The organism is Mesorhizobium sp. M7A.F.Ca.CA.003.01.2.1 (assembly GCF_003998945.1).
GTDB lineage: Bacteria > Pseudomonadota > Alphaproteobacteria > Rhizobiales > Rhizobiaceae > Mesorhizobium > Mesorhizobium ciceri.
In genome coordinates this window covers 1-13,554 of record NZ_RZRA01000033.1, presented here as the reverse complement: position 1 = coordinate 13,554, position 13,554 = coordinate 1, and the positions used below count along the sequence as shown (strand labels likewise).

The window sequence follows — 13,554 nt, the reverse complement described above, 5'->3', positions numbered from 1 at the left end:
CCATCGCCATGCAGGCTGCGTCGGCTGCTTCATCTGCCTCCGGCCTCGAGGAGCGCGTCAGCGCCCTCGAGGAGGAGATTGCAATGTTACGCGCCCGCATCGACGCGCTGACCGGCGAGCGCTAGGTTCACCTCCTCGAGTAAACGCCGCTCGCTTCGCCGTCGGGGTCGATCAGCCGCAACTGGTTGCCGTCCAGTTGCCAACGCAAGGAGACCGGCTTCAGGTCACCGGGCTTGAATTTCCAGAGGCCCGTAAGGTCGGGCCGGCAACCATTGACGGATTTGTAGGTTCCTGCCGTCGGCGTGAAAACCAGGGTCGAACCGCGCACGGAGGCCTTGCCGGTTTTCAGGGTCAGCGACCGGACCTGACCGCAGCCGTCGACCAGAGACGATTGGAACAGCGCGTAATAGGTGCGCCCGTCAGCCCCGAAGGTAAAGGTGACGCTGCCGCCGCTGCCTGGATCGCAGTTGCTGAATGTGTCGCAATAATTGCCGCTGGCAACTGCAAAACCCCACTTGCCGACGAGCGCTCCCGGCATCGCACCGAGGCGCGAGCGTGTCGTCGGTCCCTTGCCCTGGCCGTAAGCGCCGCCGGCGCTGAAGGCCAGCCAGCCGGCAAGCCCGACAAGTGCCGCCCGGCAGGCGTGGTGTGACGAGGCCCTCAACATCCTTTGCTCGCAACAAGCTGCCGGAGATAGACAAGCCGCGTGCCGATGACATTGTTGACGATCGCCGTCTTGCCGGCCGGCGCCATGCCGCCGTATTTCTTGACCGACGGCCCATGATTCTTCGCCTCTTCGTAACCTGCCATCAATTGCCGCAGATCCGCACAGGACATCGAGGCGTACTTCGCCTGCTCCTGCGGGCTGATGACGCTCGATTGCGCCATGCCGGCGGAGTTGGCCGCCGCCATGCCGGCCATGCCGACGACCGCAGAAACCGGGTTGATGCCGACGCAGCCCGATAGGCCGAGGCACAGGACCGGTGCCGCCAGGACTGTATGCCGGACGCTCATGGCCGACGCTCCCCACACGGCCGCTTCGGATCGCGATGGTCGGCGACGGTTCCGCCGAGAGCGATGGACAACAGATAGACGCGTGGATTGAAGCCTGCCGAGGCGAGCCCCGACAGTGTCCTGAACAATTGCAAATGATACATCGAACCCCCTTGTGGCTGTTTGCGATGCGCTTCCTGATCGGAAACGCGCTGCAAACTAGGTCCGGCAAAAGCGGGCAGCTTGGACGCAGCGGCCCTAAAAACGGCCCAAACGGCCCTGTATTGACGTTTTCGGAGGCGCGGCGCATATCACGCCGCTTCTGATTGACCTGAGGCATGGGGGATGCCGGTGACGGCGACGATGGGGCCAACCGCCTCGTTCCGACTGATGACGGACGCGCTTCCGGAGCGGGATCGCGTCGAGGTCATGCGCGAGGTCTATGGCCGCACGGTGCTCAAGGTCGATCTCGATCCACTCGGCCCGACGCATGTCGATATGCAGGTGCGCGCGTTGCCTGGCCTCGGCATCGCCACGGGCACGTGTTCGGAATTCCGCGTCCATCATTCGACGTCGCTGATCGACAGCGACGATCTCGTCCTCCTGGTCGCCCTCGATGGCGCAAGCGTGATGAAGCATCGCGGCCGCGAGGAGCCGGTCGGCAACGGCCAGGCGCTGATGATGAGCGGCGAGGAGGTCGGCCTCAATGTCATCCAGCCAGGCGGTCTTCGCTTCGTCAATATGAGCTTCTCGCTCAAGGCACTGTCACCGCTGATCGGCGACCCGGCGCCGGCGCTGATGCAGCCGCTGCCAACCTCCGGCGGGGCGATGCGGCTGCTGCTCGACTATGTCAGGTCGATCCAGGATGCCGGCGACGTGCTGACCCCGGAGGCCTGGCATCTGGCGACGACGCATATTTTCGATCTCGTCGCTCTGGCCATGGGTGCCACCCGAGACGCGGCAGAAATCGCCCGGGGCCGAGGCGTGCGCGTGGCGCGGCTGCGTGCCATCAAGGCCGAAATAACAGCCCATGGCGGCGACCTGTCGGCCGAAGACATCGCCCGCCGTCACCGCCTTTCGGCCCGCTACATCAGAAAACTGTTCGAGAGCGAAGGCACGTCGCTGTCGGATTTCATGCTGTGCCAGCGCCTGTTGCGCGCGCATCGGATGCTCAGCAATCCTCGTCATGCCGGACGCAGCATCACGGCGATCGCCTTCGAGGCAGGCTTCAACGACCTCTCCTATTTCAACCGGGCGTTCCGGCGGCGCTACGGCGCGACGCCATCGGATGTGCGGGCGGCCGCGTTGAAGGGCTGACCGCAAACGAAAACGCCGGCCCAAGGGCCAGCGGTTTCTGGATGAATTTGCCGTTCGGGCCTTCAGCCGAGCTTGGCGTCGAGCGATACGTTTATGGCGCCGAGCGCCTTCGAGACCGGACAGCCGGCCTTGGCCCTTTCGGCCAATTCCTTGAACTTCGCCGCGTCGATGCCCGGGACCTTGCCGACCACTGTGAGGGCGCTGCCGGTGATCCCGGTGCCGGGAACCAGCGTCACCACGGCCTTGGCGTCGAGTTCGGTGGCGGGGGTGCCGTTCTCGGCCAGGAAATGCGAAAACTGCATGGCAAAGCAGCCGGCGTGCGCCGCCGCGATCAGCTCTTCAGGGTTGGTGCCGGATTTGCCGCTCTCGTCCTCGAAGCGCGCTTTGAACGAATAGGGCGTGCCCTTCAGGGTTCCGCTCTGGGTGTCGAGCGTGCCCGTGCCCTCTTTCAGATTGCCTTTCCAGACGGCGTTTGCGGTGCGGTCCATGAATTCCTCCTTATTACAGCGGTGGCGCCGGCCAGGCGGCGTTCCTCCCAACTATAGCGCGGGCGCGAGGGAAGGCCACCGCGCTGTTTGCGCGCGCATGCAGCACCGGCGAGCCCCACCGAATCTTTTTTGAAAAAAATGTGCGTGCAAAATGTCGACTTGCATCGGCCCCGAGCGTCCTGCGGGCGGCCACAGATTCTCGTGGCGGATGGAGGTTCGCATGAACAATCTGTTTTCTGCCCATTGGACAAGCACCTGCCGAACGGCTGATCCAGGGAAAAGCGGCCCGCTGCATGTGCCGCCCTCCGGCTTCGGCCGGCTGCTTGCGGCAGTTGCAATCATCGGCATTGCGGTCAGCCTTCTCGACCATGTCGCTGCCGGCAAGAACTCAACCGATACCGTGATCGCCTATGGTTCGTCACAGCAAGGGAGCTGGAAATGAAATATGTCTGTCTGGTCTATGGCGAGGAAAACGACCTCCATGCCATGACGCCGGAGCGTCTGGCCAAGCTCGATGCCGATTCGATGGCTCATGACCGGTCATTGGATCATCGTGGGGTGCTGATCGTCGCGCAGGCGCTGCAATCGGTGAAAACGTCGAAGACGGTGCGGCGACGCCAGGGCAAGCGGCTGATCACCGACGGCCCGTTCGCCGAAACCAAGGAGCAGTTGCTTGGCTTCGTCATGATCGAGGCCGACAATCTCGACCAGGCGCTGGAGATCGCCGGCGAGATCCCGCTGGCCGAAATCGGCACCATCGAGGTGCGGGCGATCTACAGTGTGCCGGGGTCATAGCCCCCGCCATGTGCTACAGCCACGCGGAAACCAAGGCGTTCGATTGAACGATCGTCCCGGTTCATTTGGTGCGCAACTTTTGCGTGTTGAAGCAAGGCGAGAGTTCTCCTATCGTCGCCGGGGTTCTTGGGGATTTCGACATGCCTTTCCTGATTGCTATCCTTGGCGTGATGGGCGCGGCGGCGTTCTGGTGGTACCGGATGAAGGCGATGAACGACGCGGCTCGCGAGGTTGCGGACGTTGTCGGGCGCGTGCAGGGCAACATCCGTCGCAAGAAGCTGCGCAAGCAGGCGGCTCTGTCGCCTCTGACGGCGATCGATGATCCGGTCGTAGCGGCGGCTACGCTGATCACATCAATCGTCTCCGAGGATGGGCCCATCCTGCCGCAGCGCGAGGCTGTCATCCGCGCGGTGATTTCCGAGATCGCCGACAAGAAGAAGACCGACGAGGCGGTGATCTACGCCAAATGGGCGGCGGCGCAGGTCGACGACACCACCGTCGTCATCGACAAGCTGGCGCCGTTCCTGCGCGAACGCCTCGATGTCGCCGAGCGGAACGATCTGCTGCAGATGGTCAACCGCGCCGCCCAGGGCGGGGAAAAACGCCTCGAAATATCCGACCAGAGGATATTGCGGCTGCGGCAGAAGCTGGGTTTCGAGGTCAACTGAGCGATAGCGCTCAGATCGCCTCGCCCTTCAACAATCGCGGCGTGCTGGCGGACAACCCCGACGCCTGCCGGATAAAAAAATCCTTCAGGCGCGGCATGCGTTCGACAAGGCCGAGGCCGATGTCGCGGACGGTTCGCAGCGGGCCGATATCGTTGGAAAACAGCCGATTCAGCGCGTCCGTGGTGATGCCCATCTGCACCGTGTCGAAGCGGCGCCACTGCTGGTAGCGTTCGAGGACGTCGAGCGCGCCGATGTCCTGGCCGAGCCGGTCGGCCTCGACGATCACCTCGGCAAGGGCCGCGACATCCTTGAAGCCGAGATTGAGGCCCTGGCCGGCGATCGGGTGGATGCCGTGGGCGGCATCGCCGGCGAGTGCGATGCGGGGCGCGACGAAAGCACGCGCAATGGTCAAGCCGAGCGGCCAGGCGCGCGGCGCATCAGTAACGCGGATCTCGCCAAGCTTCAGGCCAAAACGCTGCTCGAGTTCGTGTTCGAACAGGAGATCGTCACCGGCCACCAGCTTCTCGGCATCGGGCGTACGCTCGACCCAGACGATCGACGAGCGGTTGGTGCCGTCCTCACCGGGTTTGAGCGGCAATGTGGCGAAAGGCCCGGCCGGCAGGAAATGCTCTTCGGCGCGACCATTGTGCGGGCGTTCATGCGCTACCGTGCAGACGATGCCGGACTGGCCATATTCCCACTTCACCGTCTTGATGCCGGCCATGTCGCGCAGCTTCGAGTTGACGCCGTCGGCGGCGACCAGCAGCCGCGCCTTCAGCGCTGCGCCGTCGGCGAGATGCACGGTGATGCCACTGCCGTTGGTCTCGAAGCCCTGCACCGCGACGCCTTCGATGATATCGATGCCGAGCCTTTCGGCGCTGGCCCGCAAGGCGCCGTTCAGCACCTTGTTGGCGACCATATGCGCAAAGGGCTCGCCCGGCGCCACTTCGCCGCCGAAGGTCAGGAAGACCGGACGCACCGGATCGGCGGTGCGCGAATCGGTGATGATCATCTCAGTGATCGCCTGCGCCTGGGGTGCGATCTCGGCCCACACGCCGAGCTGGTCGAGCATGCGGCAGGCGGCAGCGGCAATGGCCGAGGCGCGGCCATCCCTTTGCCAGGCGCCAGCAGGTGCCGCATCGACGAGAGCGATGGCGAGGCCCGGTCGCGCCTGTTTCAGCGATACGGCGGCGGCCAGGCCGACATAGCCGGCGCCGGCGACCAGGACATCGAGCCCGGATCTGTTTTTCGTGTCCGCCTTGCGTTCCATCATCTTCGCTCCTGCGCCGGCCGGGTCTTGCGCCCTTGACTGCCTGTCCGTCCTGTCGGAAACCGCCATAACACTTCTGCGGCGAGGGCGCGAAATATGACGGCAGCCATGGACGAGCTTCTCGGCATTCTCGACCTCGAGAAGCTGGAACACAATCTGTATCGTGGTCGCAGCCCGCTGCTCGACTGGCAGCGCGTGTTCGGCGGCCAGACCATCGCCCAGGCGCTGGTGGCGGCGCAGCGGACAGTGGATCCCGATCGGTACGTGCATTCGCTGCACGGCTATTTCATGCGGCCCGGCGACACCAAGGTGCCGATCGTCTACGAGGTCGACCGCATTCGCGACGGCGGCTCCTTCACCACGCGGCGCGTGGTGGCGGTCCAGCACGGCCAGGCGATCTTTTCGCTCGAAGCCTCGTTCCAGCAGGATGAGGTCGGCCTGGAGCACCAGGTGCCGATGCCGCAGGACGTTCCGGGGCCGGACACATTGCTGTCGCAACGCGAATTGCTGGGCAAATTCGGCGAGGCGGTGCCCGATGGGATCAAACGCTACTGGGAGCGCGACCGGCCGATCGAGATGAAGCCGGTGATGCTGAAGCATTACACCAGCCGCGAAAAGCTGGAGCCAAAGCAGAACATCTGGATCCGCACCACCGGTCCGGTGCCGGCGGACCGCGCCATCCAGGCAGCGGTGCTCGCCTATCTCTCCGACATGACGCTGCTCGACACATCGACCTTCGCGCATGGCCGCGCCATTTTCGATCGCGATATCCAGGCGGCGAGCCTCGACCACGCCATGTGGTTCCACCGCAGCCATGCGCTCGACGACTGGATGCTCTACACGCAGGACAGCCCGTCGACGCAGGGCTCGCGCGGCTTTACACGCGGCTCGCTGTTTGCCCGCGACGGTACGCTGATTGCCTCGGTTGCGCAGGAAGGGCTGATCCGGCTCAAGCGATCGCCTGCAGAGTAGGCATTTTTCGAAATTTGCCCAATTTTTAAGCAGGCGTATCGCCGCAGCTGTGGGCAGGTTGCGTCGGCGCACTCCCTAATCTCTTTGTTTACAGTGGGTTAACACCCTGCTTCCGCACTTGGCACGGAGCTTGAATCCTTGTGGGCACTCTCCGGCTCTTTGGGATCGGTGAAGGTGTACAAACGCGGGGGACCGCAACAGCAAAGGGTGAAACCTTATGAAAATCGTGATGGCAATCATCAAGCCGTTCAAGCTCGACGAGGTACGCGAAGCGCTCACCGCCGTCGGCATCCAGGGCCTGACCGTCACCGAAGTCAAAGGCTACGGGCGTCAGAAAGGGCATACGGAGATCTATCGCGGGGCGGAATACGCGGTCAGCTTCCTGCCGAAGATCAAGATCGAAGTCGCGGTCAGTGCCGACATGGTCGACAAGGCCGTCGAAGCCATCACCGCAGCCGCCAAGACCGGCCAGATCGGCGACGGCAAGATCTTCGTTTTCGGCATCGATCAGGCGGTGCGCATCCGCACCGGCGAAACAGACACCGACGCGCTCTGAGCGGCGATCACGTATTCCAATGGAGAGTTCAATGAATATTCCTTCCACCTTGAAGACGACGGGACGAGCTGCCCTTTTGGGTTCGCTTACTCTCGCAGCATTGGGCACGGTTGCCGCCTTCGCACAGGAAGCGGCACCGGCCGCAGCCGCGGCCGCGCCGGCTGCTGCCCCGACCCCGGTGCTCGACACCGGCAACACCGCCTGGATGCTGACCTCGACGGCGCTGGTGCTGATGATGACCATTCCGGGCCTGGCGCTGTTCTACGGCGGCATGGTGCGCAAGAAGAACGTGCTCGCCACCGTCATGCAGAGCTTCGCCATCACCTGCCTGGTGACGGTGCTGTGGTTCATGTTCGGCTATTCGCTGGCCTTCTCGGACGGCGGCGGCGTGAACAGCTATATCGGCGGCACCTCGAAGTTCTTCCATCACGGCATCACCACGGCCTCGCTGTGGCTGCCGGGCGTCGCCAACATTCCTGAATTCGTGTTCTCGATGTTCCAGATGACATTCGCCATCATCACGCCGGCGCTCATTGCCGGCGCCTTCGCCGAACGCATGAAGTTCTCGGCGCTGCTGATCTTCATGGCGTTGTGGCTGCTGGTCGTCTACGTGCCGATCGCGCATTGGGTCTGGGGTGGCGGCTTCCTCGGATCGGCGGGCGTGCTCGACTTTGCCGGCGGTACGGTCGTTCACATCAACGCCGGTGTCGCCGGTCTGGTCTGTGCGCTGGTTCTCGGCAAGCGCGAAGGCTATGGCACCACCAACATGGCGCCGCATAACCTGGTCTATTCGGTGATCGGCGCTTCACTGCTGTGGGTTGGCTGGTTCGGCTTCAACGCCGGTTCGGAACTGGCAGCCGACGGTCTTGCCGGCGCTGCCATGCTCAACACCCAGGTTGCCACCGCCGCGGCGGCACTGGCCTGGATGTTCGCCGAATGGATCGTCGCCAAGAAGCCTTCCGTGCTCGGCATCATCTCGGGTGCGGTTGCCGGCCTGGTCGCGGTGACGCCGGCTTCCGGCTTCGTCAACCCGACCGGTGCCTTCATCGTCGGCATCGTCGCAGGCGTCGTCTGCTACCTCTCGGCGGTCAAGGTCAAGCACATGTTCGGCTATGACGACTCGCTCGACGCCTTCGGCGTGCATGGCGTCGGCGGTGTGGTCGGCGCTCTGCTCACCGGCGTGCTCGCCGACCCGGCGATCAACAGCCTCGGCGCAGGTGCTTCGCTCGGCAAGCAGATCTACGGCGTTGCCGTCACCATCGTGTGGACCGGCATTGCCACCTTCGTGCTCCTCTACATCGTCAAGGCGCTTGTCGGCCTGCGCCCGACGACCCAGGAAGAGGTCGAAGGCCTCGACATCTCCCAGCATGGCGAAGTGGTGCCGTAAGGGCGGAACCCTCCTCCCGCCGGCCCCATATCTCCACGCAATTCCGAATGGAAAGCGCTGCACAGTTCTCCTGGAATTGCTTTGAAAGATCCCGTCGTGACGCTCCCGAAAGGAGTTCACGCATTGAGGCCCGGATCGCATCCGGGCCTCTTTTTTTGGCAAGCCATTCCGGCAATGCCCGGCTTCACGCAATCACGTTCGCGTGATCATGTTTTTTGAGGAAACAACGACCGCTCTGGTTCCGAACCGTGGGGACGATCGTCGTTCTGACGCTCGTGCCAAACAACAGGGAAGGAAACCATCTCATGAACCTCAAGAACATCTGTCTCGGAGCGCTTGCTCTTTCCATGATCGGCGGCGTGGCGTTTGCCGGTGCTCTGGACGAGCCCGACAACATGGCGCCGTTCTTCACGGATTCCGGCATGAAAACCATGAAGCCGATGGCGGGCTTCAAGACAGCTTTCATGGCCATGCCGATGGAAAAGCAGGAAGCGATGAAGAAGGAATGCCAGGATGCGGCGATGAGCAAGCCGCATGCGGAATTCTGCGCCAATGTGCAGGCGCTCGGCGGCGCCAACTGATTTGCCGCGATCGGGCCGAGGCCCGATCTCCGTTCAGACGACCAATGGCGGGCCGGCAGCCCGCCATTGTTTCGTTCGATGGAGCTCCATCGGTCCGTCGTCCATCATTGCCTCATACGGCTCAACCGGCGGTAATGAGGTTTGAGCGTCTCAACCTCTTATAGTTAATGCGCCCTTAACCTTCCCACCGATAGTCTGAGACCCGAATCTGCCGGAGTGCGCCACGCACCCGGCGAGTCCACGACAGACGGGGAAGAGCATGCGTTCAGGGGCTTCAGCACCGCTCGCGCTGGCCGATACGGGGCACGGCATCCAGGCGTTCGCGCGGCGTCAGGTCGGGCGGCTGGTTGGCGTCGGCCTGTTCGCGCTGGCCGCCTTTGGCGTTGCCAGCCTTGCCACCTGGAATGTCGCCGATCCGAGTTTTTCCCACGCGACGAACAACTCCGTCACCAACGCCATGGGCTATGCGGGTGCCGTGTTCTCCGACCTCGCCATGCAGTTCTTCGGCCTCGCCGCCGTCGCCGCCCTGGTTCCGACGGTCATCTGGGGCTTCCTGCTGTTTTCCGCGCGCGGTGTCGACAGGCTGCCCAAGCGCGGGTTGTCCTGGTTCGGCTTCGCGCTGCTGGCCGCGGCGATGGTCGGCTGCGTGGTGCCGCCCAAGACCTGGCCGCTGCCCACCGGCCTCGGCGGCGTGTTCGGCGACATGGTGCTGAAGATCCCCGGTGTCGTCATCGGCGGCTATCCGACCGGGCTGATCGCCAGCATCATCGCCATCCTGCTGTCGGCGCCCGCACTGTGGCTCTTCGCCCATGGCTCGGCGCTGATCGGACGCAAGAACGGCTTTGCCGTGATGGAGGACGAGCCCGCCGTCGATCCGCGCGAGGACGACCTTTTGTTCGACAATGACGAGGACGAAGGCGACGAGGGCATCCTGGCGCTCGGCGCCATCACCCATTGGTGGCTGTCGCTGCGCGCGTGGATGCACCGCCGCGCCGTGCGCCGCAGGCAGGAGCGGGACGAGTACGAGCCGGAGATGGAGCAGCGCTCCACCGCCTGGCGCCGCGCCGCCGAACGGGTCGAATCGGCCGAGTTCGCCGAGCAGCGGATGAGCCAGGATGGCCGCGCCCGCGTCGAGCCGGAATTCTTCGCCGCCATGGTCAACGACCGCAGCGCCTCGCTCGACCCCGACGATGCCGATATCTTCGACGACCGCTTCGACAATGCGGGCGAGGATGCCGATTTCGACGATGAGCCTGTCGTGCAACGCCGAGGCGCGCCGACCGCCAAGGTACAGCCGTTCCGTTCCGATGCCGCCACGCGCGTCGAGGCGCCGGCGGCGCGCCCCGTGCCCGGCGCCCGTGTGCAGCGCGAGGCGCAGACATCGCTGATCGGCTCTGAAAAATTCGAAATGCCGTCGCTGCACTTCCTCTCCGAGCCGAAGAACGTGGTGCGCGACGCCAGCCTGTCCAAGGACGCGCTGGAACAGAACGCGCGCCTGCTCGAAGGCGTGCTGGAGGATTTCGGCGTCAAGGGCGAGATCATCGCCGTCCGTCCGGGTCCGGTCGTCACGCTCTATGAGCTCGAACCGGCGCCCGGCATCAAATCGTCGCGCGTCATCGGCCTGTCCGACGACATCGCCCGCTCGATGAGCGCCATCGCCTGCCGCGTCGCGGTGGTGCCCGGCCGCAACGCCATCGGCATCGAACTGCCGAACGCCAAGCGCGAAACCGTCTATCTCAGGGAGATCCTGGCCAGCCGCGACTTCGAGACGACGAAGGCCAAGCTGGCACTGGCGCTGGGCAAGACCATCAATGGCGAGGCGGTCATCGTCGACATCGCCAAGATGCCGCACGTGCTGGTCGCCGGCACCACCGGCTCGGGCAAGTCGGTCGCCATCAACACCATGATCCTGTCGCTGCTCTACCGGCTGACGCCGCAGGATTGCCGGCTGATCATGATCGATCCGAAGATGCTGGAACTCTCGGTCTATGACGGCATCCCGCATCTGCTGACGCCCGTCGTCACCGATCCGAAGAAGGCGGTGGTGGCGCTGAAATGGACCGTGCGCGAGATGGAGGACCGCTACCGCAAAATGTCCAAGGTCGGCGTGCGCAACATCGACGGCTTCAACGCCCGTGTCAGCCAGGCGGACAAGAAGGGTGAGAAGATCTCGCGCACCGTTCAGACCGGCTTCGACCGCCAGACCGGCGAGGCGATCTACGAGACCGAGAACCTCGATCTCGAGCCGATGCCTTATATCGTCGTCATCATCGACGAGATGGCCGACCTGATGATGGTCGCCGGCAAGGACATCGAAGGTGCCGTGCAGCGCCTGGCGCAGATGGCGCGCGCCGCCGGCATCCATGTCATCATGGCAACGCAGCGGCCGTCGGTCGACGTCATCACCGGCACCATCAAGGCCAATTTCCCGACCCGCATCTCCTTCCAGGTGACGTCGAAGATCGACAGCCGCACCATTCTGGGCGAGCAGGGCGCCGAGCAGCTGCTCGGCATGGGCGACATGCTCTACATGGCCGGCGGCGGCCGTATCCAGCGCGTGCACGGCCCGTTCGTCGCCGATGAAGAGGTCGAGAAGATCGTCGCGCATCTGAAGCTGCAGGGCGTGCCGGAGTATCTCGACGCCATCACCGAGGATGATGGCGAGGATGACGACGAGCCGTCAGGCAAGGGTGGAGCGAGCGGCGGTGGCGGCAACAGCAATTTCGAGGATTCCGACGATCCTTACGATCAAGCGGTCTCCGTGGTGCTGCGCGATGGCAAGGCCTCGACCAGCTATATCCAGCGCCGGCTGGGCATCGGCTATAACCGCGCTGCCTCGATCATCGAGAAGATGGAGAAGGAAGGTATCGTCGGCCCGGCCAACCATGCCGGCAAGCGCGAGATCCTGGTGCCGACCGAAGAGGACAAGTTCTGACCAGAAAGCCTGACCCTTGCGACATCCGGCAACCTTGAACCTTTCAAGGCGTTGAAGCGACCAAGGGACGCCCGACCCGCCAAATTTCAGCCCAACTGGGGGTCCAAGCACAGAACAACTCAGGAATCAGACGAGAGTGACCGACATGAAAAACGATCTTTCAGCGCTCAGCACATTTGCTCCATCCCGGCGTCAGTTGCTGGGCCTCGGTCTGGCGTTTGCAGGGGCGGCAGCCTTCAACGCGGTGCCCGGCTTCCAGGTGCTGGCCTCGGCGCAGGCGGCTGTGCCGGCCGCTGCGCAGAAGATCGCCGACCACTTTTCCTCGGTCAAATCGATGAGCGGCGAATTCGTGCAGTTCGGCCCCAAGGGCGAGCAGACCGGCGGCAAGTTCTTCCTCGAACGGCCGGGCAAGATCCGCTTCAACTACGACGGCTCTTCGAACTTCCGGGTGATTTCAGACGGCCAGTCGGTGGTCATCCTGAACAAGAGGCTCAACACGTCCGATCTCTATCCGCTGTCGAAGACTCCCTTGAAGCTGCTGCTCGACAACAGGATCGACCTCTCCGGCGACCGCGTCAAAAGCGTCAAGCAGGAGGACGACCTCACAACCATCCAGCTCGCCGACAAATCGGTGTTCGGCAATTCGAAGATCACCATGATGTTCGATCCGAAAACCTTCGACTTGCGGCAGTGGACGATCACCGACGCGCAGGGCAAGGATACGACGGTGATGATCTTCAACACCAAGGAAGGCGTCAGCTTCGCGCCGGATACTTTCGCCATCGACTACACGGCGAACCGCGAGCTCAACACCAACAAGGCGCGCTAGCTTCAAACGCTCCAATAGCTGTGGAAAGCACCGGGCCGCGCCTCGTCGAGCGTTGCCCGGCTTGTCTTTGCGGCTTGCGGCTGGCAATTTCCCGGACCGACTCCGTCAAAAGGCGTCTTCCCCGCCGGGACCCATCGGTTCTGGCCGGTTGCACGCTGTCCTGGATTGCCAAATGCCCTTCTCCATCGCCACCTGGAACATCAACTCCGTTCGCCTTCGCATGCCGATCGTCGAGCGCCTGCTCGTCGAGCATGCGCCCGACGTGCTGTGCCTGCAGGAAACCAAGGTTCCCGACGAACTGTTCCCCGAGAAGGCTTTCCGCAAGCTCGGCTACGAGCACATCGCCTTCCATGGCCAGAAGGGCTACCACGGCGTAGCAACCGTGGCGCGGCGGCCGATCGAATTGGTCGAAAAGCGACGCTTTTGCGAAATCGAGGACAGCCGGCACCTCTCGGTGACGGTGCGGGCCGGCGGCAAGGCGATCCTGCTGCATAATTTCTACGTCCCGGCGGGCGGCGACGAACCGGATCCCGTCATCAACAGGAAGTTCAAGCACAAGCTCGATTTCGTTGCCGAGATGAATGCCATCCGGGCAGAACATGACGAGGTGTCCGGCTCGGTGCTGGTCGGCGACCTCAACATCGCCCCGCTCGAACATGACGTCTGGTCGCACAAGCAATTGCTCAACGTGGTCAGCCACACGCCGGTCGAGACGGAAAATTTCGAGGCGATGCGTCGCGCCGGCAACTGGGCCGACCTGATG

At 63.7% G+C, this 13,554-nt stretch carries 15 protein-coding genes; 11 read left to right on the top strand and 4 right to left on the bottom strand.

From position 1 onward, the window contains the following. Positions 1-127 precede the first annotated feature (127 nt). Positions 128-667 (bottom strand): hypothetical protein, encoded by a 540-nt coding sequence (locus tag EN969_RS03180; RefSeq protein ID WP_027163304.1) that lies wholly within the window; start codon positions 665-667, stop codon positions 128-130. After that, positions 661-1,014 (bottom strand): hypothetical protein, encoded by a 354-nt coding sequence (locus EN969_RS03175; RefSeq protein WP_013528880.1) that lies wholly within the window; start codon positions 1,012-1,014, stop codon positions 661-663. Before EN969_RS03175 ends, EN969_RS03180 begins: the two co-directional genes overlap by 7 nt. A 324-nt stretch (positions 1,015-1,338) precedes the next feature. Between EN969_RS03175 and EN969_RS03165 the strand changes: the two genes are divergently transcribed. Beyond that, on the top strand, positions 1,339-2,310 hold the full coding sequence (locus EN969_RS03165; RefSeq protein WP_013528882.1) for an AraC family transcriptional regulator: 972 nt from the start codon (positions 1,339-1,341) through the stop codon (positions 2,308-2,310). A gap of 62 nt (positions 2,311-2,372) precedes the next feature. Here EN969_RS03165 and EN969_RS03160 read toward each other — a convergent pair whose 3' ends face one another. Next, on the bottom strand, positions 2,373-2,798 hold the full coding sequence (locus tag EN969_RS03160; RefSeq protein WP_063169527.1) for an OsmC family protein: 426 nt from the start codon (positions 2,796-2,798) through the stop codon (positions 2,373-2,375). Positions 2,799-3,018: 220 nt separating this feature from the next. On the opposite strand from EN969_RS03160, the gene EN969_RS03155 reads away from it, so the two are divergent. The 3 genes from EN969_RS03155 (at position 3,019) to EN969_RS03145 (ending at position 4,261) form a co-directional block, all read left to right on the top strand. After that, a complete protein-coding gene (locus EN969_RS03155; RefSeq protein ID WP_063170404.1) occupies positions 3,019-3,240 on the top strand; it encodes a hypothetical protein in 222 nt (73 codons plus the stop codon). Then, entirely contained in the window at positions 3,237-3,593 is a 357-nt protein-coding gene (locus EN969_RS03150) for a YciI family protein (protein WP_063169526.1), read from the top strand. Before EN969_RS03155 ends, EN969_RS03150 begins: the two co-directional genes overlap by 4 nt. A gap of 140 nt (positions 3,594-3,733) precedes the next feature. Further along, entirely contained in the window at positions 3,734-4,261 is a 528-nt protein-coding gene (locus EN969_RS03145) for a hypothetical protein (protein ID WP_024504998.1), read from the top strand. 10 nt (positions 4,262-4,271) lie between these two features. Here the strand turns inward: EN969_RS03145 and EN969_RS03140 are convergent, their stop codons facing one another. Continuing rightward, positions 4,272-5,531, bottom strand: a complete 1,260-nt coding sequence (locus EN969_RS03140) for a ubiquinone biosynthesis hydroxylase (RefSeq protein ID WP_027163307.1) — start codon at positions 5,529-5,531, stop codon at positions 4,272-4,274. 96 nt (positions 5,532-5,627) lie between these two features. Here EN969_RS03140 and tesB point away from each other — a divergent pair, with 96 nt between their 5' ends. From tesB to EN969_RS03105, 7 genes are all read left to right on the top strand, one after another. Continuing rightward, the gene (tesB, locus tag EN969_RS03135) at positions 5,628-6,503 is read left to right on the top strand and encodes an acyl-CoA thioesterase II (RefSeq protein WP_013528888.1); all 876 of its coding nucleotides are present in this window, start codon (positions 5,628-5,630) and stop codon (positions 6,501-6,503) included. Positions 6,504-6,720: 217 nt separating this feature from the next. Next, positions 6,721-7,059: a P-II family nitrogen regulator gene (locus tag EN969_RS03130; protein ID WP_013528889.1), complete on the top strand. Its 339-nt coding sequence runs from the start codon at positions 6,721-6,723 to the stop codon at positions 7,057-7,059. Between the two features lie 205 nt (positions 7,060-7,264). Then, positions 7,265-8,446, top strand: coding sequence for an ammonium transporter (locus tag EN969_RS03125; RefSeq protein WP_224619141.1), 1,182 nt, complete (start codon positions 7,265-7,267; stop codon positions 8,444-8,446). A 305-nt stretch (positions 8,447-8,751) separates the two neighbouring features. Further along, complete coding sequence (locus EN969_RS03120; protein ID WP_063170403.1) at positions 8,752-9,027, top strand: hypothetical protein; 276 nt, start codon at positions 8,752-8,754, stop codon at positions 9,025-9,027. Positions 9,028-9,286: 259 nt separating this feature from the next. Continuing rightward, complete coding sequence (locus EN969_RS03115) at positions 9,287-11,962, top strand: DNA translocase FtsK (protein WP_063169525.1); 2,676 nt, start codon at positions 9,287-9,289, stop codon at positions 11,960-11,962. Positions 11,963-12,107: 145 nt separating this feature from the next. Then, positions 12,108-12,791, top strand: coding sequence for an outer membrane lipoprotein carrier protein LolA (locus EN969_RS03110; RefSeq protein WP_024505000.1), 684 nt, complete (start codon positions 12,108-12,110; stop codon positions 12,789-12,791). A gap of 172 nt (positions 12,792-12,963) precedes the next feature. Then, positions 12,964-13,554 (top strand): exodeoxyribonuclease III (locus EN969_RS03105; protein ID WP_127418986.1); only part of this gene is annotated, 591 nt, incomplete at its 3' end.